Here is a 24062-nt window from a genome sequence, read left to right on the forward strand (position 1 = left end):
CCTACTCCGCCGCCGTGCAGCAGGACGTGACCCACGCGAGCAGGTTTGCCGTGGGCGAGCCCGCGCGCTCGGCGAGCACGTGGCCCTGGCCCCAGACGGGCGTGTGGGCGACGTCGGTCACGCCGTCGTACTTGCGCAGCGCGTAGACGATGTTGGCCGCCGTGCAGAGCGAAGTGTCCGTGTCGAAGAGCCCCTCGTTGACGCGCCAGTGCGGCGCCACGCTGGCCTGGCCGTAGCCCTCGTAGTGGCCGCTCAGCCAGAAGAGCGGGTTCATCATGGCCACGCGGTCGGCCATGCTCGTCTCGAGGGTGTCGACCTTCTCGAGATCGTCCTCCCAGGCGGTCTCGTAGTCGGGCTCCCAGCCCTCGAGCGCCGCGTAGGCATCCTGGTTGGCGGCCACGAGCCCCGCCACCGTGGCGTCGAAGTGCAGAGTGGACTCCTCGCCGATGCCAAAGAGCTGGTTGGTCTTGGAGCTGCGGTCCGGCAGGTCGTAAGGGGAGACGGCGAGCGTGGCCGGGCGCACGTGGAGCACGAGGTCGCGCACGCTGGAGACCGAGACGCTGCCCGCGCTGTGGTTGTAGTTGATCCACCAGTTGTCCGCGTTGAGCGCCGCGAAGTAGTTCTGCGGGGAGTCGTAGATGGTGGACTGGACCTGGGCCACGCCCGTGAGCGCCGGGGCGGCCGCGTTGGCGGCGTCCTCGGCGGCGGGGGCGTCGGGGTCAGCGGCACCCGCGCCCTCGGCACCCGCGGTGGCATCGGCGTCGGCGTCCGGCGCGGTCTCGCCGACCGCGGTCTCGCCGGTGCCGTCCGCCGGCGCGTCCTGGGTCGGCGTCGCGGCGGCGCTGGCGGCGTCGGCCTCGCGCGTGGCGGCGAGGTTGGGGTCGCCGGGGAAGGTCGGATCCTCGAGGTGCTGGGGCGTGTAGGTGTACGGGAAGGTGGTGTTCTGCACGAAGTAGGTTGCCGCGTCGTCCACGCCGGCCAGAAGCGCGTTGGCGTAGGAGCCCATCGCGTAGGCGCCGGCCTCGGTCTCGTCGAGCGTGAGCTGGGAGTCATCGTCCCCGCGCAGGTCCATCTCGTTGACCCAGGCGCCGTAGGCGGCCGCGAGATCCTGGGAGAGCTGGCGCGTCCAGGTGCCCTCGGCGCGCGTGCCGTCGCCTGCGTACTGACCCTGGCTCCACTCGTAGGCGGCGTCGGCCATGTCGAAGGAGGTGACCGGGCACCACGAGGCGCTGCCCTCGATGGCGTCCGAGACGGCCTCGCCCTCCGCGTCGTGCGTGACGGCGCCGATCTGGGAGAGGTAGGGCTCGAAGGCCGCGGCGTCACCGGAGGCGCCGAGCACCGCGCTCAGGCCGCCGCCCGCCGCAAAGCCAAAGACGAAGACGCGGCTCGTGTCGCACGGGAGGGCCGAGGCGTTGTAGCGCAGGTAGCGCACGGCCGCCTTGAGGTCCACGACGGGCCAGGGGGAGCCGCCCGGGAAGAGCTCGCCGGTGCCGGACGCGGTGTCGTAGCCCGCCGAGCGCCCGCGGAAGCCCGCGTAGACATAGACGCAGCCGGCCTGCATGTAGGGCGCGAGGCCGTCGTAGCTGTAGGCGGTGGGGCTGGCCTGCGCGGCCAGGGTGCCGGTGTTCACGGGCATGAGGATCGGCGCGGTGGCGGCGGTGAAGCCGCCCACCACGGCCTTCTCGTTGACCGTGCAGGAGTAGGTGGAGCCGTTCTGCTCGGCGGTGAAGTAGGCGCCCGGCACGAAGATCGCGAGCGACTCGTAGGTGGTGGTGGCCGGCGTCTTGCAGTAGGTCAGGCCGAGCTGATAGTAGACGTCGTTCTTCTCGTCATAGCGCCAGGCCGAGCTGTCCAGCGCCAGGGACTCGAACTCCGCGAGGTCGACCGAAGGGTCCGTCTGCGGGGCGGGCTCGTCGGCGGGGTCCTGCTGCGTCGGGCGCGACGGCGTGCAGCCGGCGAGCCCGGCCACCGTCCCCATGGACGCGAGCGCGAGAAACTCTCTTCTTGTGCAGCCCATCGTTCCTCCTTGTGCGTGGACGTGAAGGCGCGGGTAATATTGTACGCAACGGTGGTCGGGGCCGTCCGCGACGGCCGGGGCGACCATCATTTCTGGACAGCGGGGCCCGGGCGCACGGCGCGGGCACCCTGTGGCAGCCACGGCCCGGCCCGGGCGGGCACGCAGACGAGAGGGCATCGGAGGTGCCATGTTCAAACGCTGGCGAGAAGAACACGCAGACGACGGCGCAAGCACGCCGCCCGAGGACGCGAAGCGGCTCAAGTTGCGCTTCGTGGGGCAGGTTCAGGGCGTGGGCTTTCGTTGGACGTCGTCGATGGTGGCCAAGCGGCTGGGGCTTACCGGCTGGGTGCGCAACAACCCTGACGGCTCGGTGAGCGCCGAGATACAGGGCGAGCCGTCCCACGTGGGCGCGTACTTCTCGCAGATGCTCGAGGAGTACCGGCACCACCCGATCAGCTACGTGATCGCCGAGCGCGAGGACATTCCCGTGGACCCCGGGGAGCGGCGCTTCGAGGTGCGGTACTAGAGGGGGCGGGCCGGGTCCACGCCCGCGCTCGAGAGCGCCCCGGCCCCTCTTGGGCGCCCCAAACGAGCTCCAAGCAAAAAGGCCCGTCCTCTCGGACGGGCCCCTTCAAGTCTGGTGGCGGGGAAGGGAGTCGAACCCCTGACACGGGGATTTTCAGTCCCCTGCTCTACCAACTGAGCTACCCAGCCATTTGGTGCGGGAATTACTATATCAAACTCACCCGCCGTGTCAAAGACTTTTTTTGACGCGATGGGTGGAGCCCCATGACGGGGGCGGCACGCGGACGCAAGCCAGCGGGGCAACGCGGCTAGAAGGCGCCTCCCCCGCCGCCACCGCCAAAGCCGCCGCCACCGCCGCCGGAGAAGCCGCCTCCCCCGCCGCCGACCGAGCTCGCAGAGGTCCCGGCGAGCGCCGCCGCGGAGACGTGGTGGGCGGAGTCCACACGCTCGGAGAAGGCGTCCACGGGACGCCGCGAGCCCATGCCGTACCAGTAGAACCAGCCGTAGGTGGGCATGAGGCAGGGGTCCTCGAGCATCTGCGGCAGCGCCACCTTGAGCTGCTCGACCACCTCGTCGGCCACGCCGAGCACCACGGCCATCACGAGCAGCCGGTTCCACAGCACCACGTCCTCGGGCACGGCCTCCTCCAGGCGCGTGAACTCACGCAGCCAGCGTCGAAGCGCGTCCAGCTGCGCGCGCACCTCGACGGCCTCGCGGTTGAGGTCCTTCATGGAGCTCGCCACCCATGCCAGGAGCGCACAGACCGCCAGAAGCATCCCGGCCAGGATGACGATCACGTAGATGGGCGCCTCCGCGATGGCCAGGATGAGCGCACCCGCGCCGAGCACGACCACGTCCGCCCCGCACAGGACCTGGATCAGGAGCTTTCCGCGCACGCGCTCGCCCGAGCCCGCGAACCGCTCCAGGCAGGCGCCCTCGACCGCGCCCTTCCAGACGTCGTAGGCATCCGAGTAGGCCTGCGGGTGCCGCTTGGCGTAGTCCTCGAGCTCCGAGAAGCATAGGCTCGCGCCCTCCTCGTCCCTCTTGCCGGCGGCCCTGCCAAAGAGCAGGCGCAGGGCGGCCTGGTCGATCTTGAGACCGGTGCGCACAACCGGTCCCGCCTCGTCGGACGGGTCGGGGACGTCGCGCAGCTTGGTGAGGCGGTAGTCCTCCTCGGTCTTCTCGCCGAGCAGGCCCTTGTGGCGCGAGGTCACCTTGTCCAGACGGACGTAGCCCTCGTCGGTAAGGCGCATGAGCGTGGCCGTGAGCTCCTTGGACTCGACGCTGCCGCCGTTTGCCAGCGCGCCGAGCACGGCGGGGTGGTCGGCGGTCGGCACGTCGCGGAAGTAGGCGTCCGAGAAGCGCGGGGTGAAGTCGTGCCGGTAGCGTGCGCGACACACCAGCGCATAGACAACGGCACCCACCGCAAACGCGGCAGCCACGACAATGGCCCCGAAGTAGAGCACACGGGCGCGGGCACGGGCGGCGTTGGCCTCGTCGGCCCACTGCCGCTCCTCGGAGAGGATCGCGTCAAGGCGCGGGGCGGGCGTCTCCTCCAGGCCGGCCACCCAGGACGTCGGGAAGGTCACGCGCATCTCCGCGAACTCGTCGGTGCCCACGCCCGGCACGACAAAGCGGACGTCGTTGCCGTCAAAGGACACCGCGGAGTCAAGCGGGCCGTGGCCCCAGGCGCGCACGTTGTCCCCCGGGGTCACGAACTCCCCCGCGGGCACCGGCAGGTGCAGCACGCACGTCACGTCCTGCGACTCCACGTCCCAGCCGTCCGAGACGAACTTCCAGTAGAGCTCGCCGGTGTCCTGCCAGCGCGTGACGATGCCCGTGGCCTCGTAGGCGATCGTGAACGAGACTGCCTGGTCCTCGTGGGGCGCAAAGAGCTTGACCTGTACGACGTCGCCCCCCTGCCCGGAGAGCTCGTAGGTGCCGTCAAGCCCGGAGTCTGACTCTTCGAAGGGCGTGAGGCTGTCGGGGTCCCCCTCTCCCGCATAGAGCAGCGTCACCTCGACGTCCTGGCCGTTGCTCTCGTTGTGGCCGGTGGGAATGCGCCAGTAGACGCCGTTGAAGCTGCCGTCAAAGTCGAAGGTTCGCGTCTCCACCACCTGCAGCGTGCCATCCGAGGTGACCGTGGCGTCAATGCTCACGTCCGATATCTGATAGTCGTCCGCATGGGCGGGCGACGGCACGGCAAGTAGGGCTGCGACGGCAACGAACAGCGCTGCGAGAAGCGCCGGAGGACGTCGGCGGAAGGGCGGTCTGGCACTCATGAGCTGCCTCCGAGGCTGGGACGGCGGACGCACGGACGTCAAAGCTGCCTGCAAGCATAGCAGAGGGCGCGGACGCGCCCCATCGCGACAGCGGCACCGCCCCCGAGCCCCTTCCTTCACCCGCCCGCAGGCCTCGTCGGAGTCAGGGGCGGGCGGGAGCGGGCCCGGTCATGGTGAGGACGCAGCCGCAGACGTCAAGCGAGTCCCCGTAGGTGGCGACGACGCGCTCACGCACCTCCCTTCCGCGATACCGCGCCGGATTGGTGGAGCCGAGGTCGCAGACCTCCATGCCGTCGGGCGTGGGGACGAGGCGCAGATGCCGATGGGAGACCGCCGGCGAGTGAAGCACCACGTCGTTTTCCGGGGATCGGCCTACGGTGACGCCCTCCTCCCCTACGGGAACCCACAGGTCGACCGACGACGTGCGCACGAGCATCCCCACCTCCCTGGCATGAGGGACCACCACTGCGGCCGCAGAGAGGTCGACGGTGTCCCCATGCGGCGATTGCGCCGGCAGCGGAAGCTCCGGCACCGCACGACGAGACGCGTCCCGCGAGAAGTCATACAGACAGCCATAGCAGACGTCCATGTCCGCGTAGAGCTCCGCCCCGCACCGAGGGCAGACCTTCGTCTGGTACGAGCCCCCGTGCCCTTCGATATCGCTCATGTCCTTCTCCCCTTTCCAAGACCTTCTGCCGCCGACGCCACGTCACGCACGGGGTCATCGGCCTCTCGAACGTGGGGGACGCCAACGCCTCTCCACCAGGCTCACGTCCCCAGCGCCTCGGCCGTGACGGAGGCCACCCACAGATGCTCCCCCTCCTCCACCCACGCTCCCTCGCACGCGGGTCGCTCAATCACGCATCGAGCCCCATGGCACGAGGCTCCCCCGCGCGGGCCGAGTGAGCGACACACTCTAAGGACCTCGCCGCGCTCCCCCACAAAGGCCACGTCGATGGGATAGCGCATCCCAAACGTGTGGATGGACGCACAACGCACGAGCAGCACCCCCTCGGCGTCAGGCCCCGTCCCGATCAACCCCCTCAGGCGCTCCGCCCAGCTGCCGAGCACCCTCAGCAGAAGGGGGCTCTCGGGGTGCTCGTCTGAGACAAGCCTCACCAGACAGCGCATCTCACACCACCACGCCCGGCCGGTAACGGTCCACGACGAGCGCGCGCTCGTGTCGCAGGGCGAGCGGGGCCTCGTACGTGACGCCCGGCATTCTGACCAGGCGGGGCCATGGGCGATAGGTGAGCGTACAGACATAACGCGTGAGCAGCGGCGAGATCACGAACGCAGCCTCTCCCGCGTCCTCGCCAACCGGCTCGGCACGCACCTCGACCTCGCACCCCTCGCGCTCCAGAGCCTCGGAGAGCGCCGTGCGCACCCCCTCCACCGCCCCCCGCTGGCTCTGCTCCCCGGCCGGCGCCACGCCGTGGGCCACCACGGCGTCGAGGGCCGCCTGATCGAAGGCGGCGCACGCGTCCACGAACCACATCAGGTTGAGCACCACGAGCCCCACCACGATGACCACGGGCGTGAGCACTGCGAGCTCAACGGTCATCTGCCCGCCGTACCCCCGGGCCAGAGACGCCAGCGGAAAAGGCACGAGGGCCGGACGTCCGCACGTCCTTCTCGCCACGTCGCTCATGCCGCCTCACCAAGCCTCGCGAGGTCCACGGTCAGCGGAATCGAGACGCCCGTCCCCGGAAGGGGGAGCTCGGCGACCGTAAACCTGGCATCGCCGACCTCGTCAACGAGGCGCAGGCCCGCCGCCGTGGCAAAGTCATGTGCAGAGGGGGAGTCCGGGAGGAGCGCCACCAGTTCGCGCACCACCGAGGCCTGCTCGAACCCTCCCCTGTCCAGCACGTCCTGCGTGTTGGTCAGCACCGGCTTCCTCAGGCGCAGGTCAACCGGCGCAAGACCGGCGTCCTCCATGATCGCCTTGAGGCGCCCGCGCAGCCACGACCCCACGCTGCCCCCGAGAACGCCGTCCAGACCGTCAAGAAACCTACCCGCGACGTCGGAGACGTCGCCATACGCAGAGCCATAGCCCATGAGCAGGTCGCCCCAGAGCTCAAGCACGCCATCAGCCATGCCTCCGAGCACGGAGTCTCCCGTGCCGAGCGCGTCAAAGAAGCTCGAGAGCACGTTGTTCTCCTCCGTGGACTCGTCGGGGGCAAGAACCGCCGCCGACGCCGCGGCGCCCGCAGGCAGTTCCGCCGAGGAGAGAAACGAGCCCGTCAGCTCCGTTGGGACGGACTCGCCCTCGGCGCGGGCCACGACCGCAACGCATCCCCAGGCGCCCGGCGGGCAGAGCGTGGGGCGCGTGAGGGACAGCTGGTCAAGCGCCTCCGCGAACGAGTCCGCCCCCTGTTCGGCAAGCTCGCGCGTGCGGGCCTCGGCGACAGCGAGCTCGGATCGGGCCACCTCGTAGTCCTCCGCGGCGTCCACGACATCACGCCAGTGGTGCTCGAACCCGTTGCTGATGGAGGTCGAGGCGGACGCCACGCGACCCAGCTCGGTAACGCTCATCTGGCAGACGGGACATTCGAGGACGCCTCCGGACTCCACCTCGGCGAGGGAGGCCATGCCCGACACGGCACCCAGGGCTCCCGGGCACTCCAGGGAGCAGTGCAGGGTACGACCGCCGCCCTCGATGGTGCAGGGCCAGTCCGACGTCGTGTAGAGTCGCGTCGCCCGGGTCTCGTCGGCATTCCTGGGCAGCCGGGGCAGGTCGATGCTCACCGCTCCGTCCGGGAGCTCCCTGTAGGAACCAGACCGCACCTCGGAAAGCGCGTAGTCGTAGAAGGCCCTTCGGCAAGCGGAGTCCGTAAGGGCCTCGGCGCCCTCCCCCTGCGGCCGTTCCGCAGCAAGACGCGCGGCATAGTAGGCTCGCGCCCGGGAGAGCGGCGCGCCGAACGTCCAACCGTCCGGAGCGGGGTAGTCCGGATTCTGAGATTCGGAGAGCCCCGCAAGGGACGCGGCGCGCTCACGCAGGCAGTAGGGCCTGGCGCCGCAGTCCGCCTCCCATCCGCGCTCGAGCGCCTCGTCGGCACGTTCGCGTGCCTGGCGAGCCTCCTCGGAGGCCTCCCGGAGCTCCCCTGAGACCTCGGAGAGCGCCCCGTCGTCCACCTCCGACGTCAACGCCGAGAAGTCCGACGCCGACGTGGCCGGAAACGGCAGCGCGCAGCCCGTGTACGGCGTTCCCTCGGACGAGTTGGCAGCCACGCAGGAGGCGGAGTTCGCCACCATGATCAGGGGGAGCGTCGCCTCGAGCCTCTGCACGCCGGTCGCTGCGGACCGGGCGAAGCTGCGGCGGGCCTCGAGGACCCGACCGCCCGTCGCGCACAGCTCCGCACCCGTCGCGCCAAGCCCTGGCACGCACGAGACCACGAGCCCCGCGCCGTAGGTCACGATGCCCGTGAGCCCCATGCTGAGCAGGCAGGCATCGAGAACCTGGACGATCGTCGAGAAGGACGCCACGACGTTCTGCCCCGCCAGAGCCGTGGCGTCAGCCACGCGCTGAACCTCGGACGAGCGCGCCGCGACCCATCCCGCGGACGCCGCGGAAAACACAAGCGTCAGGCTCAGCAGCAGCGAGATGGCAACCGCCACCGTGGTGAAGCCCCCCTCATCGTCCCGGAAGGCGCTCAGCCCGCAGGCCGCGCCCCCACGACGACGCACGGGGACGCGTAGGCGGCGCCTCCTGCCGCCGCGCTCAGCCCCAGATGCTGACCCAGTCCTCATAGCTCCCTCCAACCCAGCTCGCTCGCACGTCGAGAGCAGCCTCGGCGCGCACCACCACGTCCTGTCCGTCCGCCCGCCCGAGCGCATAGACCACGGACCCCAGAAGGGGCAGGGGACGTACGCGCCCCTCGATCGTCGCCGTGACGTGCCCCGCGTCGTCCGGACCCTCCACGACCACGTCCCACGCCTGAGACCCCCCAACGTGAAAGACCGATACCTCCGGCACTGCCGCAAGACGTCGCAGCGCATAGGCGCGCAGGTCTTCGTCAGAGCCGCGTGAGGTGGAGGCAAGCCTTACGAGCTCGCCCGCGGCCGCGTCCATCACCGACCTCGTGTAGAGCACGCATGCCGGCTGAACGAGAAGGGCGACAAGCGTGAGGGCAACAGGCAGAAGGGCTGCCGCCTCAACGCTCATCTGTCCTCGCCTACCCCCGATCGCCTTCATCTCAGAACCCCAGAACATCCTTGAGCAAAGGGACGCTCCCCTGCCCGAGGCCATGCGAGGCGGCCCGCGTGGCCAGTCCCACGAGTGCCCCGTCACGTGCGGCATGCCAGAGGGCCCCGAGCGCCAGGACGGCGGCGAGAAACGCACCGAGCACCAGCAGGTACTCGACGGTCGACTGGCCAACCTCCCCACGGGCCCCGAACGGGACCGCCCGAAGCCTCAGTCGCCTCCAACCCGCGCCTCGACGTCCTCCTCGTCCATGACAAGCGTCACGACCTCGCTGCCGTCTCCCCCGGGCCCCTCCCGTACGACGGCGAGCTCGACCCAACCGCTTCCCTGCAGCACGCATCCCCAGGTCCTTCCTGCAAGATCCAGATATCCCGACCACGTGACCACGCAGTCGCCCGCAGCGCGGCGCTCCTCAAGCACGTGGGCGGCCTCCTCGGTCACGCCAAGCTCGCTCTCCCGTCGGCGCACGCCTGACGAAGAGACCAGCTCCCCCACAGTCAGCGCCGTGTCTTCCTCGTGCGATGCCTCGGCACGCGGCGACGTGTCCGCGGGAGGGCCCGTGCCACTCGCCCCCAGACCGATGACCGCAAGGGCCAAGAGCAGCGCAAGGCCCACCGAGCACGCGAGCACCGCGGCAACGGGAAGTGGCCGCCGCCTCACGACACGCCCCTCACAGCGAGTTGATCCCGTTCGCGATGGCATCCCACAGCTCAGAGACACGCTCCCGAAACGCCAGGATGGCCACAATGGCTATGACGACGAGCACGCCCACGAGAATCGCGTACTCCGTCGTCCCCTGACCGGCCCTGTCGCACAGTAGCCTCCCCGCCCATGTCCACGGCCCCTCCGCCCTTCTCGCCACAGCCCTCATCTCTGCTCCTTTCTCCTGGCCTCCCACTAGCCAAAAACCATTGCCGACCCAAGCAGCGGGCCGAGAATCGCCAGAAACATCGCCGGGACGATGAGCGTCCCGAGGGGAATGAGCATCTTCACCGGCACGCGCTCGATCTCCTCCTCCACCTGAGAGCGCTGCTCGCTGCGGATCACCCGGGCCTGGCGCTCGAGCGCCGCGGCAAGCGGCGTACCGAAGGCCAGCGCCTCCCCAACCACCGAGGCAAAGCGTCTGAGCGCCGAGACGCCCAGCTCGTCAGCCAGCTGCCAGAGCGCCGACTCACGACTGCGCACCCCAATCCGCCAGCTGAGCATCGCCTCTGAAAAGGCGCGGGCGAGCTCGGTCTGGTACCGCTCGCAGTAGAGCTCCAGCGACGCGTCAAAGGAGAGGCCTGCCGACAGCCCGAGCGTGACTACGTCGAGAAGCGCCGGCAGCTCACCGAGACAGGCCGCGCGCCGCCGCGCAAGCTCCTCCCGTCGCCGCGCGCGCCGTACGACGGGCAGGCGCGTCACGAGCTCGTACACGCCAGATAGCGAAGACATGCCTCGGTAGCGCAGCCTCAGCGGACGGCCACCCAGCGCAAGGGCCGTGCCAGCCGCCGCAAGGGACGACGCCCCGATCAACGCGAGGGACGAGGCATCCATCAGAGCACCCCTCTCAGAAAGCGCCGAATGATCAGTAGGGCCACGCCGTCAAGCAGGGCCGCAAGTGCCACGCAGCCCAGGCCCGTCGGCGTGAGCAGGCCCTCCTGGAAGTCAGGCGATATGAGCGCGAGCACCGCGATCATGACTGCGGGCAGCAGGCACACGATCCTCACCGAAAGCCTCACCTGTGCCGTCTTGACGCTCAGCAGCCGCTCGAACTCGCCCTGGCGCTCGGCGAGGGCGGCCGACCGCATGAGCAGCTCGCGAAGCGGGCTCCCCGTACGATGGGATATGACGAGAGCCGTGGCAAGAAGCCCCGCGCCCGGCGTCTTGAGCTCACGCGCTAGCAGGCCGACGGCGTCCTCTGTCGAGACGCCGCAGCGCAGGCGCAAGGACATGCGAGCGAACACTCCGGCAGCAGGCCCGCGCTCGTGCGAACCCACGTAGTCGACCGCCTGGGCGAGCGTCTGGCCCGAGCCCAGCGCCACGGAGAGGGTGCGGTAGATCCCCGGCATCGCGTCGGCGACCTCGCGACGCCTCCGCTGCCTGCGTGCGAGCTCGCGTCCGAGGAGAGACCCCGCGACAACGGCCCCGCTGGCAACGCCCGCAACCGGCGAGGCGAAGAGCGCCCCCGCACCAAGCGTGATGGCAGCCAGGCAGCAGAGGAGCACCGCGACGGCTGGGCGCGTGTCCAGCGCGATCCCATATGGAGCAAGGGAGTGGGCAAGCTCGTCGGCAAGCTCCCGAACGGGCGCGTGCCCGGAGACCCACGCCACCGAACGCAGCCTCCCCAGGAGCACGCTCCCCCTGACGACTCGCCGCACAAGTCTCCCAACATGGCTAGACATGGAGGCCGCGGGCCCGGGAACGCCGATGCCGGCCAGCACGAACACCGAGGCTCCCGCCGAAGCGGCGGCCCCTATGAGCAGCATGAGCGCCATGCGTCCACCTCCCCTGCACCAAGCACGCCCGCCTCCACGGCAGCGGCAACAAGCCGCGGCTCGCGCACAAGCCTCCACGAGCGCGTGGCGGCGTCAAAGTCGACGCACTCCTCCAGCAGCACGCCACCGTCCCGCCCACGCGAGACCTCGGTCAGCGACGTCACGAACCGAGAGCCGTCCGCAAGACGGCGCATCACCACGATGAGGTCTATGGCCAGGGCTATCTGCCCCTCTATGAGGTCGGTGGGGAGATCCATCCCAAAGCGCGCCATCAGCACGAGCCTCATGACCGCCTCCTCCGCGCTACCGGCATGGAGCGTGGTCAGCGATCCGTCATGACCGGTGCTCAGGGCGTTGAGCATATCTATGGCCTCCCCTCCGCGCACCTCGCCCACCACGATGCGGTCCGGCCTCATGCGCAGCGCGTTCTTCACGAGGTCGCGAATCGTCACCTCGCCCGACCCCTCGATGGAGCTGTCTCGCGCCTCCAGACGCACCACGTCGGGATGTGCGTCAAAGCGCAGCTCGGCAGAGTCCTCGATGGTCACGATGCGCTCGCCGAGGGGAATCTCGCAGGAGAGGGCGTTGAGGAGCGTGGTCTTCCCTGACCCCGTGCCACCCGCCACAGCAATGGAGCGACGCGCACGCACGGCCCAGGAGAGCAGCGTGGCATACCATCCCGGAAGCGATCCCAGCTCCACGAGCTTCCCGAGCGTGCGGATGCGGTCGGAGAACTTGCGAATGGTCACCGCAGGCCCGTCAATGGCTATGGGCGCCGCCACCGCGTTCACGCGGTCCCCGTTGGGCAGGCGCGCGCTCACGATGGGGCTCGAGCGGTCCAGGCGCCGCCCGAGCGGCGCAAGGATGCGGTCCATCACGATCATGATCTGCTCGGGGGAGTCAAAGACCGCGTCGGCGGGGTGGATCTCGCCCTTGCGCTCGTAGAAGAGCGCGCCACAGCCGTTGATCATCACCTCGGTTATCTGGTCGTCCTCAAGCAGCGGCTGAATGGGACCCAAGCCACAGACTTCGTCCGTGACCTGCCGCAGCAGGGTCTCCCGCTCCTCGCCCACCGGAGCACCGTCCCCCCGCGTGTTGAGAATCGCCTCAAGCACCACGCGCAGCTCTGCGCGAGCCTGGGGCACGTCCTCGTCCTGGAGCATGCCCGCGATGGTCGCGAGCCCAAGACGCTCCACGAGCGAAGCCTTGAGCCCCTCGCGTGCCGCGCGAGGGTCGGCGACGTCCGTTCGCACGGCAGGCCCGTGTGCGGCCTCGACCTCCCTCACCCGCTCGAGCACCGACATGACTACCTCGCCTCCCGTCTCAGCCCAAAAATCCCCCGATGTCGACGCGCACCCGCATCCTTGAGCGCCCGCTGGGCCTCGTCATGCTCCGGAATCCTCCCAAGCTCGGCCAGAAGCTGCGCAAGCGTCGTGGCCACTGAATCCGCAAAGGGGTAGCCGGGCTCCACAAGCTCCAGCACCCGTCCCGCGGCGACAAGGTCCCTCACCTCACCGCCACCCTCGCTCACGCGGTAGACCCGTGCCGCCTCAAGCCCCACCTCCGCCCTCGCCAATGCGAAGTTCACGCGATCCCGCGGGTCAACGTGGTTTTCCAGCCGGGCGATCCTCGTGCGCGCCACGCCAAGTCGCACGGCAAGTCCACTCAGGCGCGCAAGCGAGGCAACGGAGTCCGAGCGCCCGTCCCCCACGAGAATGAGACGATCCGCCACCTGCGCTGCCTGGGCAACCGCATCCGTGTAGGTGGTGGAGGTGTCCACCACCACGAGATCGGTCTCGCGCGAGGCGCACGCTATGAGCTCCCCCGCACGAGGTGCCGCGAGCTCGGCCGTCTCGGGCCTGGCGCAGGGGCCGCACAGGCTCACGCCCGGCGCGGCCGCAACGCACAGCCTGCCGAGAAGCCCGGGCACCGCACCCTGCTTGGCTCGGGCGAGCAGGGCAAGGTCAGGCGTTCCCGAGAGTCCGAACGCCGCGTATGCGTTCCCGAAAGAGAGGTCGAGGTCGACCAGGCAGACTCGCAGGCCCCACCGCGCCGCCGTCGCGGCAAGGCACGCGGCAAGCGTCGTCTTTCCCGTCCCGCCACGACCTGAGGAGAGGACCAGCACCGGGGCGTGGTCGTCACCCTCTGCCACGCAGGCGGGTTCGGGCGGGGCGGCGCCCCGCCCGTCCGAGCCGACGGCCGCGGGCTGCGCCGCGCCAACGAGAGGACCTTCCGTCAGCCCCGGCCCCCGGGACGCCGGAGAGGCCCCTCCTGCCAAGCGACCCCCATCGCCGGGCGGAGACGGCGTCCTCTCCTCGGCATGCTTGCCAACGCCCCTCCCGACATCCTCCAGGTCCACCACAAGGTCGATTCCGGCCCTCCTCGCGCGCGATCTCAACGAACCGGAGGCCTTGCGACAGACGAGAACCACACAACGGGCGTTACCGTCATTGACGAGTGCGGCGGCGAGATTGATGTCGGACACGCCCTCCGCAACGGAACCGACGACCGCCCCGACCTCGCCCGGGCGCGTCGCTGCGACAACGGCCCTCAGCTCGTTGGCACCCGTGACCGCATCGAGCGTCCCAACCGCGTCCAGAGAGCCGACCACGGACCTCACCGCCCCGAGGTCCTTCTCGGCACAAAACGTTACCCATCTGCTCATTCGTCCGGCCCCTCCTCGTCATCCGCGGCAGGCACGTCCTCTGACGTGGCAGCCTCGGGGGCGGCCGCGTCCCCCTCCGTCCAGCCGCCCTGCCCGCCAGCCTCGTCAGGGCCCTCGTCACCATCGGGCGCCACCGCGTCCTCCGGCGGGACCTCCGTCGGAGCTGCCGGAGCCGTCTCGTCCAGGCTGAGAGCCTCGTCTCCCGGCAGGGCAAGACGCAGGCTGCCCTCCCCGCTTGCAGCAAGCACCGCGGCCACCTCCTCAGGCGCCACGGCCACGGTGAGCGACCCGCTCGCGTAGATTCCCTCTCCCGTCTGCGGGGTAGCAAGAACCAGCAGGTCGTCGGCAAGCAGGCGGACCCTCTCGTCCGAGGCCTCGTAGGCGGCAAGCTTGGCGCCGGCCGAAAGCCCCGGTGGCAGCACCAGGTCGCCCGTCACCGGCAGGGAAAGTGCCACGCGGTCCGCGGGCACCTCCACCGCGTCCTCCACGTCACGGAAGTTGAGCGCGGTAAGCGGCACGCCGGCGGCGACCGGTACGCTCACCTTCGTCCCCAGTACGGAGTCGATGCCCGTCACGGCGTCGGACGGCGCTAGGTCGGCCAGCCAGTCCCGCTCGGCCACGTTGCTGCGGTCGATGGTCTCCCCCGCCTCGATGCCCTCCGTCGCCACGACGAGGCTCACCACCTCGCCCCCGTAGCGCTCGAGCGCCTCGGCGCGGGCGCGGTCTGCCTCCTCTCGCACGCTCTGGCCGTATAGGAGGCAGGACAGCGCCGCAAGCACCGCGCACGACCCGGACAGGATGAGTCTGAATCGACGTGTCATGGCGGTCGCCCCCTTCTCCCAGCCTCCCAATAAAGGCTTGGTGAGGGCATTTTCCTCTTGGCGAGAAGTGATTAACGTGTAATTCTGAGAAAGCGGGTCAGGAATCTGACAGATAGTTTCCACAAGCCTTCCAAGCTTGTGGAAGAGTGCAGCTCATCACTTTGTGAGGATTCTCGAAGATTCGAAATAATCAAATCTTCTCATACATCTCTTCTTCACAACATGTTGTCATTTTAGTTGTATTTTTATCAAAGTGACACATCGGGGTCAAGCGAGCGGGCGCTTGCGCGCATCTCCCGCGCCAGGGCCAGGTAGCAGGCGAGGCGCTCGTCGGAGATGGCACCGGCGTCATGGTGGGCGCGCACCGCGCAGCCCGGCTCGTGCTCGTGCGTGCAGTCCCTGAAGCGACACTGCGCAGCCGCCTCGGCGATCTCCGGAAAGGTCTTGGACAGGCCCCTCTCGTGTCCCACCAGCGGCAGGCTCCTCAGGCCCGGGGCGTCGGCGATGGTCCCGCCCCCGGGCAGGGCAACCATCACGCGCGCCACGGTGGTGTGCCGCCCGCGGTCGTCGCGCTCGCGAACCGCGCCGGTGGCGAGCGCCTCGTGACCGAGAAGGGCGTTGAGCAGGGTGGACTTGCCCGCGCCCGACTCGCCGAGGATCATCGCGCACGTCCGCTCCGGCACGCAGGCGCGCACCTCGTCCATCCCCTCCCCCGCGGCTGACGACGTCACCACCACGCGGACGCCGTCCCCCACGAGGCGCCGCACGCGCCCGAGGTCGCGCTCAAGCTCCACGTCCGAGCAGCGGTCCGCCTTGGTGAGCACCACCACCGGCTCGATTCCGCAGTCGTTGGCCAGCACCAGGGAGCGCGCCACCCGGTCAAGCAGCACGTCGCCGGCGCCGAGCGCCTGCACCACCAGGATGGTGTCCACGTTGGCCGCAAGCACCTGGCGCTCCCCGCGGCTGCGGCCGCGCCAGCGCGCAAAGGCCGTGCGTCGCGGCAGCACGCGCTCGATGACGCCCATGTCGTGGCCGGGGGCGCGACGGACGGCCACGCAGTCCCCCACGGCTGGCAGCAGCCCCTCGTCCTTCTCGGCGTCCTGCTTGGCAAAGGAGACGGCATGCTCGGCGCGAAACGCGTCGCCGGCGGTCACCACCAACGGAAACCCGCGGTCAAGCCGCACCACGAAGCCCAGCCGCATCTCGGCGGCGTTCTCCGACGTGGCGAGAAACCCCTCGAAGGCCGCACGCTGCGCCTCGTCTGCCCGCAGGTCGTCGAAGGCGGGCAGGTCACGCAGGGAGGACACGGCGGGAAGCGTGATCGCCTCCTGCCGGCTGCTGCGCCGTCTCTTTGGGGAGCGCTTGGCCACGGGCCCCTTTCCGTTGCGACTTTTGGACTCCGCCAGTATAGCCGAGCGGCGGCGACGATACGAAGGGACCGTCCCTTCGCATCATGCGAGGGCCCCGCACGGAACGCGTCCGCACGGGGCCCGGCCAGACTCTCACTTGTTGGGGCTATTGGAGCTAGTCCCTGTTCTTCTCCACGGCGCGCATGATGGCCTTGTAGACCTCCATAATCGGGATAATGAGGAACGCCAGGACAAGGGCCGTGACCAGCGCCTCGGGGTTGAGCGTCATGAAGCCGAAGACGTTGGCGAGGAAGTCGACCTCGACGGGAATCACCGTGAGCACGGCGGCCAGGATGGCGGCACCCCAGAGCCACTTGTTCTGCTTCTTCATGGAGAAGAGCGACGCGCGGCGGCTGCGCATGTTGAACGAGTGGAAAATCTCCACCATGGAGAGCGTGATGAAGGCCATCGTGACGCCCTCAGGGTCGGGGTGGCCGTCGACCAGCGCGGCGAGGTCGATGACGCCGTTGTTGTGGAAGGCCATGCCCGCGAAGAACGAGGCGAGCACGAGCACGGTGATGATCACGCCCTGGAACGTGATGTCAAAGCCCATGCCGCCGGCGAACACGCCGTCGGTGGCGTTGCGCGGCTTGCGCTTCATGACGTTGCCCTCGGCGTCCTCCATGCCGAGTGCCAGCGCCGGGAAGCAGTCCGTAATGAGGTTAATCCAGAGCAGCTGCACCGGCTGGAAGATCGTGAAGCCTACGAGCGTGGCCACGAAGACCGAGAGCACCTCGGCGATGTTGGCGGAGAGCAGGAACTGGATGACCTTGCGGATGTTGTCGTAGATCCTGCGACCCTCCTCCACCGCGCTGATGATGGTGGCGAAGTTGTCGTCAGCGAGGACCATGTCGGCGACGTTCTTGGTGACGTCGGTGCCGGTGATGCCCATGCCGATGCCAATGTCGGCACGCTTGATGGAGGGCGCGTCGTTCACGCCGTCGCCGGTCATGGCGACGATCTTGTCCTTGGACTTCCACGCCTCGACGATGCGCGTCTTGTGCTCGGGCTGGACGCGCGCGTAGACGCAGTACTTCTCGATGCTGCGGTCAAGCTCCTCATCGGACATCTTGTCGAGCTCGGCGCCGGTGATAGCCTGGCTGCGGTCGGTCGCGATGCCGAGGTTCTTGGCGATGGCGAAGGCGGTGTCGATGTGGTCGCCCGTGATCATGACGGTGCGCACGCCGGCGCCCTGCGCCTCCTTGATGGCGGCGGCCACCTCCGGACGCTCCGGGTCGATCATGCCGGAGAGACCGCAGAAGGTGAGGTCGTGCTCGAGCGCCTCGGGGCTGCAGTCGTCGGGTACCGCCGTGTAGGTGCGACTGGCCAGGGCAAGCACGCGCAGGGCCTCGTCGGCCATGGACTTGTTGCTCGCGAGGATCTCCGCACGGCGCGCCTCGGTCATCGGAACGACCTTGCCGTCCTCGTAGACGTGCGTGCACAGGCCCACCACCACGTCAGGTGCACCCTTGGTGTACTGCTCGTAGGTGCCGTCGGCCTCCTCGACCACCACGGACATCATCTTGCGGCTCGAGTCGAACGGCGCCTCGCCCACACGCGGGTGCTCCACGTCGAGTCCGGTCATACCCGCCTGAGCGGCGTCGTTGACCAGCGCGGCCTCGGTAGGCTCGCCCTCGGAGGCGCCCTTCTCGGCGTCCCACTTGGCGTCGGAGCACAGGGCCATCCCCGCGAGCAGCTTCTCCTCGGGGGCGGCGGCCACGTGCTTCACAACGGTCATCTTGTTCTGGGTGAGCGTGCCGGTCTTGTCCGAGCAGATGACTTGCGTGCAGCCGAGCGTCTCGACCGCCGTCATCTTGCGGATGATGGCCTGGCGACGCGCCATCTTGGTCACGCCCATGGAGAGCACGATCGTGACCACGGCCACGAGGCCCTCGGGAATGGCGGCGACGGCAAGCGACACGGCCACCATGAAGGTGTCGAGAATCATCTCGGGGTGGGAGCCCAGCTCGCCGAAGTGGCGCACGATGTCCACCGCGAAGATGATCACGCAGATGGCGAGCACCAGCTTGGTGAGGATGCCGGAAAGCTCGTTGAGCTTCATCTGGAGCGGCGTGAGCTCCTTCTTGGCGGCGGTAAGGGCGCCGGCGATCTTGCCCATCTCGGTCTTCATGCCGGTGGCGGCCACCACGGCGCGGCCGCGGCCGTAGACCACGGTGGAGCCCATGTAGCACATGTTCTTGCGGTCGCCCAGGGGCACGTCATCGGTGCCGGCGGCGAGCGCGATGGGCTCCACGTGCTTCTCCACGGGCACGGACTCGCCGGTGAGGGCCGCCTCCTCGATCTTCATGGACGCGCTCTCCAGGATGCGGCAGTCCGCGGGCACGGAGTCCCCGGCCTCGAGAAGGACGATGTCGCCGGGGACGAGCTCGGCGGACGGCAGGTGCTCCAGCTTGCCGTCACGGATGACCTTGGACTGCGCGGCGCTCATCTGCTGCAGTGCCTCGAGCGCCTGCTCGGACTTGGCCTCCTGCACGACGCCGAGGACCGAGTTGATGATGACGACCGCCATGATGATGACGACGTCCGCCCACTCGGGCTCGCCCTGGATCATGCCGGTCACCGCGGACACGACGGCCGCCACGATGAGCATGATGACCATCGGGTCGGCCATCTGCTCGAAGAAGCGCTTCCAGAGCGGGGTCTTCTCCTCCTTGTCAAGCTCGTTGAGCCCGTACTGAGAGAGGCGCGCGGACGCCTCGGCAGAGGTGAGGCCGCTCTCCTCGCTCGACGAGAGCTCGTCGAGCACGTCCTGCTTGGACGCTAGGTACTCTTTCAAGTTCTTCCCTCCTGGGTCTTCTGAGCCCGGCAGGTTGACGCCCGATCATAATTCCCCAGGAGGGGCAAGGGCTCGCCAAGGCTGCCATGCCGGGCCTTTGACAGAACAGACAAATCATACCCGATATGCCCCTTCTCACCACGAGCCGCAGACAAGCGACACGACGGGCGCGGGCCCGCCCGGACCAAGCCGACGGCACGGCGAGAAGAACGAGAGGGCTCGTCACGGGGCCTCAGGGGGAGGTTCTTCTCGCCGTTTTTTGAGCGTCTTTATCAAATCGCTGAAAAAAGCAAGCGATAATCGGCAAACGGAGGCATTACCTTTCTCTTGCCTGCGCTAAACTTGTGGCCTGTAGGGTTGTTCGAGCGCATATGCGCACACGGAAAGGACGCATTCCATGAAGATCCTTTTTTACGGAACCGCCAGCTATGACAAGGCCTCGTTCTCTAAGGAGCTCGTCGACTACCCAGACATCAAGATCGACTTCACCGAGACCAACCTCACGCCCATGACCGCCGCCCTCGCGCGCGGCTATGACGCCGTCTGCGCCTTCGTCAACGCCGACGCCGGCGCCATGACGCTCGAGATCCTGGCCGGCTTCGGCGTGAAGCTCGTCCTCATGCGCTGCGCCGGCTTCGACGCCGTGAACGTCGCCGTGGCCAAGGACCTCGGCATGAAGGTCACCCGCGTCCCCGCCTACTCGCCCGAGGCCATCGCCGAGCACGCCATGGGCCTCGCGCTTGCCGCCAACCGCCGCATCTGCAAGGGCTACATCCGCGTCCGCGAGAACGACTTCTCCCTTGACGGTCTGGTCGGCGAGACCCTGCACGGCAAGACCGCCGGCATCATCGGCACCGGCCGCATCGGCGCCGCGCTCTGCCGCATCTGCAAGGGCTTCGGCATGACGGTCCTCGGCACCGACCTCTACCCCAACCAGAAGCTCGTCGACGAGGAGCACGTCATTGACGAGTACGTCGACTACGACGAGCTCTACCGTCGCTCCGACCTGATCTCGCTGCACGCCTTCCTCAACGAGGAGAGCCGCCACATGATCAACGACGAGACCATCGCCAAGATGAAGGACGGCGTGATCTTCGTGAACACCGGCCGCGGCGGCCTCGTTGACACCCAGGCGCTCATCCGCGGCATCCTCTCCGGCAAGATCGGCGCCGCCGGCCTCGACGTCTACGACGAGGAGGGCCCGAACGTCTACCAGAACCGCGCCGGCCAGGTCATCGACTCCGTCACCGCTCGCCTGTGCTCGTTCCCGAACGTCGTCATGACGAGCCACCAGGCGTTCTTCACCCACGAGGCCCTCGGCCAGATCGCCCGCGTCACCCTTGACAACGCGCAGGCCTACGCCAACGGCACCGACTTCGTCGACCGCAGCGTCGTCTGCTAGGACAGGACCTAGCGTCGCCGCTGACCATCGCCATTCGAGGAAAGGGTATTGATGGCATTCACTAAGAAGAAGACCAAGATCGTCTGCACGATGGGTCCCGCCACCGAGGACGAGGAGGTGCTGCGTCAGCTCATCCTTCACGGCATGAACGTCGCGCGCTTCAACTTCTCGCACGGCAGCCACGAGTACCACCGCAAGAACATCGAGCGCGTCCGCGCCCTGTCCGAGGAGCTCTCCATCCCCGTGGCCATCCTGCTTGACACCAAGGGCCCCGAGGTGCGCACCGGCCTTCTCAAGGACGGCCAGAAGGTCATGCTGGAGACGGGCAAGACCTGCGTTGTCACCACCGACGACGACGTCATCGGCACCCCCGAGCGCTTCTCGCTCGACTACAAGAACCTCCCGAGCGAGGTGGAGAAGGGCTCCGTCATCCTGATTGACGACGGCCTGATCGGCCTTGAGGTCGACCACGTCGACGGCACCGACATCTACTGCACGATCACCAACGGCGGCGAGCTCGGCGAGCACAAGGGCGTCAACGTCCCCAACGTGAACATCGGCCTGCCCTCCGTCACCGCCCAGGACCGCGCCGACATCATGTTTGGCTGCGAGCTGGGCATCGACGCCATCGCCGCCTCCTTCATCCGCGACGGCGAGGCCGTCAACGAGATCCGCAAGATCTGCGTCGAGATGGGCGCGCCCAACGTGCAGATCTTCCCGAAGATCGAGAGCGCCCTGGGCGTCAAGAACTTCGACGAGATCCTCCATGCCGCCGACGGCATCATGGTCGCCCGTGGCGACCTGGGCGTGGAGGTGCCGGCCGCCGAGGTCCCGCACATCCAGAAGACCATCATCAAGAAGTGCAACGCGCACTACAAGCCGGTCATCACGGCCACCCAGATGCTCGACTCCATGCAGCGCAACCCGCGCCCGACGCGTGCCGAGATCACCGACGTCGCCAACGCCATCTACGACGGCACCGACTGCGTGATGCTCTCCGGTGAGACCGCTGCCGGCAAGTACCCGATCGAGGCCGTGAAGACCATGTCCGAGATCTGCAAGGAGACCGAGAAGTACCTGCCCGAGCGCAAGGAGTACCACGACCGCGGCGGCGTCCGCAACGTCAACGGCGCCACCGGCTTCGCCGCGCTCGAGATGGCCGACCGCGTGAACGCCAAGTGCATTCTCGCGCCGACCCACTCCGGCCGCTCCGCGCGCCTGATCTCCACCTTCCGCCCGAAGATGCCGCTGTTCGCGATGTCCCCGAGCGAGGAGACCATCCGTCGCACCTGCTTCTACTGGGGCGTCTACGCGTACCGCACCGTCGAGCAGGGCTCGCTCTCCGCGACGCTCTACAACGCGCTGACCACCGCCAAGGAGAACAACCTCGCGGACACCGGTGACATCGTGGTCATCACCGCCGGCGACCCGCAGACCTCTCCGCGCCTCGGCGACTACACCACCTCCACCAACATGGCCATGGTGGCCCAGGTCCAGTAGGCTTTGCGCTAGTCTCGTCAATCTGCCTGGCCCCCGGTGCCCATGCGGCACCGGGGGCTCTTTTGGGCGTCGGGAACGTGCTGGGACGACCGACAGGCGGACGGCACGCAACCGCGGTGCGTAGCACGTGGCGCGATATGCTTGCAAATGGACGATCAGCGCAGCTCTTCGGAGGCGGGTGCTTTGAAATGGGAGGCTGTTGCGCCTCTGTGAGCGTTTGACGCTTTGAAAACGTGGACTGTTACGCAGATGCGTTCACGCGCGCCGTTGCTGAGCTGCGACAATGTCTTTCTATCATGAGAAATGCTTAGAGAACGTCGGCTGTTGCGCTTGGACATGCGCAACAGCCGACGTTCTCTAAGCGGTCTCCCGGGCCCAGTCTGCAACAACCTCCGCTTTCAAAGCATCAAACGACAACGAGACTGCAACAGCCGGCAAAGTCTAAGCACAGCTGCCTAGCTCGTCATCTGGCGAGAAGGTCATCGCAAATGATACGAAGGGACTGTCCTTTCGTATCATCGCTCGCAGAGCCAGTAGTGGGTCGAGAAGGGCGCAAGCTCGGAGCCGCCGCCAAAGTCGTGCTCCTCGCCGGTGATGAGGTCCACCGCGCGGCCGCACCGAGCGTCGAAGTGCGCCACGGTCGTCTCGGCGCCCGCGTTGATCGCCACGATCACGCGCTGGGCATCCCCGTGCTCCCCGCCGCCATAGCTGCGCTGGAACACCAGCTGGAGCGGCTGGCACTGAAGCTGCTCGTAGTCGCCCCAGACGATGGCCGGGCTGGCGACGCGGGCGCGGGCGAGCGCGGCGATCCAGTCGGTGAGGTCGTTCCACTCCGGCGCGTCGAGCGCGGGACGGATCTCGTAGTCCCCGAAGTTCTGCTCGCCCTCGATGCCCCACTCGGAGCCGTAGTAGACGCTGGGGACGCCGGCCATCGCAAAGAGCAGGCCATAGAGCGGTCGCAGCTGACGGTCGTCGTCGAGCTTGGTGGCGATGCGCGGCACGTCGTGGTTGTCCACAAAGTCGAGCAGGTGACGACCGGTGTAGAGGTCCCAGGGCTGGCTGCCGCTCTGACGCTCCAACGCGTAAGCGATCTCGTGCATGTTGGCGGAGTTCATCGAGGACCACAGGCCCTTGTAGGCCTCGTAGTTGGTCACGGAGTCGCAGAGGTCGTCGCCCATCCACTGGTTGTAGTCGCCGAACATGGTCTCGCCCAGCAGCAGGAACTTCTCGCCGCGCTCGGCACCGATCTGGTTGGCAACATTGCGCAGGAAACGAAGGAACCCCTGGTCAAGGCAGTAGGCGACGTCAAGTCGCAGGCCGTCCACGTCAAACTCGCGCACCCAGCCGCGAATGACGTCGGCCAGGTAGTTGTTGAGGTCCTCGCTCCAGTGGTTGAGCTTCACCAGGTAGGGCACGCCCTCCCAGCAGGTGTAGGAGAAGCCGTCGTCGTACTGGTTGTTGCCGTTCCAGTCGATCTCGAACCAGCCGGCGTAGGGGCTCGCCTGGCGCTTCTCGCGCACGTCGGCCAGCGCCCAGAAGCCGCGGCCCACGTGGTTGAACACGCCGTCGAGCAGCACCTTCATGCCCGCCGCATGCGCCGCGTCCACCACCGTGCGCAGGTCCTCGTTGGTGCCGAGGCGACAGTCCACGCGCGTGTAGTCGCGCGTGTCGTAGCCGTGGGCGTCGGACTCGAAGACCGGGTTGAGCAGCAGGCACGTGGCTCCGAGCCTGGCGGCATGGTCGATCCAGCCGTCGTCGACGAGCTTGAGGATGCGATGCTCGAGCACGCCGTCGTTCTCGTGCGGGGCACCGGTCAGGCCCAGCGGGTACACCTGATAGACAAAGGACGGCTCGTACCAGCTCATGGGGGCTCCTCTCCTCGGCGCGTCTGCGACCCTCCCATTCTAGCTGCGCGCCGCTCGCCCGTTCCGCTTGCGCGCGAGCGGTCGGCGGGAGGTCGGGC

At 68.3% G+C, this 24062-nt stretch carries 20 protein-coding genes and 1 tRNA gene; 3 read left to right on the forward strand and 18 right to left on the reverse strand.

The features are described 5' to 3' along the window. Position 1 precedes the first annotated feature (1 nt). The gene (locus H9X80_RS01675; RefSeq protein ID WP_204792624.1) at positions 2 to 2017 is read right to left on the reverse strand and encodes a subtype A tannase; all 2016 of its coding nucleotides are present in this window, start codon (positions 2015 to 2017) and stop codon (positions 2 to 4) included. 187 nt (positions 2018 to 2204) lie between these two features. On the opposite strand from H9X80_RS01675, the gene H9X80_RS01680 reads away from it, so the two are divergent. Beyond that, positions 2205 to 2543: an acylphosphatase gene (locus H9X80_RS01680; protein WP_204792625.1), complete on the forward strand. Its 339-nt coding sequence runs from the start codon at positions 2205 to 2207 to the stop codon at positions 2541 to 2543. A gap of 112 nt (positions 2544 to 2655) precedes the next feature. Here H9X80_RS01680 and H9X80_RS01685 read toward each other — a convergent pair. The 16 genes from H9X80_RS01685 to H9X80_RS01760 form a co-directional block, all read right to left on the reverse strand. Beyond that, positions 2656 to 2731: transfer RNA gene (locus H9X80_RS01685), tRNA-Phe, on the reverse strand. Between the two features lie 119 nt (positions 2732 to 2850). Beyond that, positions 2851 to 4824: a DUF2207 domain-containing protein gene (locus H9X80_RS01690; RefSeq protein ID WP_204792626.1), complete on the reverse strand. Its 1974-nt coding sequence runs from the start codon at positions 4822 to 4824 to the stop codon at positions 2851 to 2853. 142 nt (positions 4825 to 4966) lie between these two features. Next, positions 4967 to 5491, reverse strand: coding sequence for an FHA domain-containing protein (locus H9X80_RS01695; RefSeq protein WP_204792627.1), 525 nt, complete (start codon positions 5489 to 5491; stop codon positions 4967 to 4969). Between the two features lie 101 nt (positions 5492 to 5592). Beyond that, positions 5593 to 5943 (reverse strand): DUF192 domain-containing protein, encoded by a 351-nt coding sequence (locus H9X80_RS01700; RefSeq protein ID WP_204792628.1) that lies wholly within the window; start codon positions 5941 to 5943, stop codon positions 5593 to 5595. A 13-nt stretch (positions 5944 to 5956) separates the two neighbouring features. Then, a complete protein-coding gene (locus H9X80_RS01705; RefSeq protein WP_204792629.1) occupies positions 5957 to 6388 on the reverse strand; it encodes a hypothetical protein in 432 nt (143 codons plus the stop codon). Positions 6389 to 6471: 83 nt separating this feature from the next. Further along, positions 6472 to 8511, reverse strand: coding sequence for a hypothetical protein (locus H9X80_RS01710; protein WP_204792630.1), 2040 nt, complete (start codon positions 8509 to 8511; stop codon positions 6472 to 6474). A 34-nt stretch (positions 8512 to 8545) separates the two neighbouring features. After that, entirely contained in the window at positions 8546 to 8989 is a 444-nt protein-coding gene (locus tag H9X80_RS01715) for a pilus assembly protein (RefSeq protein WP_239471438.1), read from the reverse strand. 249 nt (positions 8990 to 9238) lie between these two features. Next, positions 9239 to 9688 (reverse strand): hypothetical protein, encoded by a 450-nt coding sequence (locus H9X80_RS01720; protein WP_204792632.1) that lies wholly within the window; start codon positions 9686 to 9688, stop codon positions 9239 to 9241. Between the two features lie 10 nt (positions 9689 to 9698). Continuing rightward, complete coding sequence (locus H9X80_RS01725; RefSeq protein WP_204792633.1) at positions 9699 to 9899, reverse strand: hypothetical protein; 201 nt, start codon at positions 9897 to 9899, stop codon at positions 9699 to 9701. Positions 9900 to 9925: 26 nt separating this feature from the next. Next, positions 9926 to 10564: a type II secretion system F family protein gene (locus tag H9X80_RS01730; RefSeq protein ID WP_204792634.1), complete on the reverse strand. Its 639-nt coding sequence runs from the start codon at positions 10562 to 10564 to the stop codon at positions 9926 to 9928. Next, positions 10564 to 11505 (reverse strand): type II secretion system F family protein, encoded by a 942-nt coding sequence (locus H9X80_RS01735; RefSeq protein WP_239471439.1) that lies wholly within the window; start codon positions 11503 to 11505, stop codon positions 10564 to 10566. The genes H9X80_RS01730 and H9X80_RS01735 overlap by 1 nt, the downstream gene beginning before the upstream one ends. Continuing rightward, the gene (locus H9X80_RS01740; RefSeq protein ID WP_204792635.1) at positions 11484 to 12809 is read right to left on the reverse strand and encodes a CpaF family protein; all 1326 of its coding nucleotides are present in this window, start codon (positions 12807 to 12809) and stop codon (positions 11484 to 11486) included. Before H9X80_RS01740 ends, H9X80_RS01735 begins: the two co-directional genes overlap by 22 nt. Before the next feature lie 2 nt (positions 12810 to 12811). Beyond that, entirely contained in the window at positions 12812 to 13657 is an 846-nt protein-coding gene (locus H9X80_RS09330; RefSeq protein WP_204792636.1) for a P-loop NTPase, read from the reverse strand. 509 nt (positions 13658 to 14166) lie between these two features. Beyond that, entirely contained in the window at positions 14167 to 14991 is an 825-nt protein-coding gene (locus H9X80_RS01750; protein WP_204792637.1) for an SAF domain-containing protein, read from the reverse strand. Positions 14992 to 15239: 248 nt separating this feature from the next. Then, positions 15240 to 16361, reverse strand: coding sequence for a ribosome small subunit-dependent GTPase A (gene rsgA, locus H9X80_RS01755; RefSeq protein WP_204792638.1), 1122 nt, complete (start codon positions 16359 to 16361; stop codon positions 15240 to 15242). Positions 16362 to 16515: 154 nt separating this feature from the next. After that, positions 16516 to 19197 carry a cation-translocating P-type ATPase gene (locus H9X80_RS01760; protein ID WP_204792639.1) on the reverse strand — a complete coding sequence of 894 codons (2682 nt, stop codon included), beginning with the start codon at positions 19195 to 19197 and terminating at the stop codon, positions 16516 to 16518. Between the two features lie 397 nt (positions 19198 to 19594). Between H9X80_RS01760 and H9X80_RS01765 the strand changes: the two genes are divergently transcribed. Together H9X80_RS01765 and pyk are read left to right on the forward strand one after the other, a co-directional pair. Next, the gene (locus tag H9X80_RS01765; protein ID WP_204792640.1) at positions 19595 to 20599 is read left to right on the forward strand and encodes a 2-hydroxyacid dehydrogenase; all 1005 of its coding nucleotides are present in this window, start codon (positions 19595 to 19597) and stop codon (positions 20597 to 20599) included. A gap of 51 nt (positions 20600 to 20650) precedes the next feature. Beyond that, positions 20651 to 22099: a pyruvate kinase gene (pyk, locus tag H9X80_RS01770; RefSeq protein WP_204792641.1), complete on the forward strand. Its 1449-nt coding sequence runs from the start codon at positions 20651 to 20653 to the stop codon at positions 22097 to 22099. Between the two features lie 515 nt (positions 22100 to 22614). Here the strand turns inward: pyk and H9X80_RS01775 are convergent. Further along, entirely contained in the window at positions 22615 to 23964 is a 1350-nt protein-coding gene (locus H9X80_RS01775; RefSeq protein ID WP_204792642.1) for an alpha-amylase family glycosyl hydrolase, read from the reverse strand. Between the last annotated feature and the right edge of the window lie 98 nt (positions 23965 to 24062).

The organism is Olsenella profusa (assembly GCF_016900315.1).
Classification (GTDB): Bacteria; Actinomycetota; Coriobacteriia; order Coriobacteriales; family Atopobiaceae; genus Thermophilibacter; species Thermophilibacter profusus_A.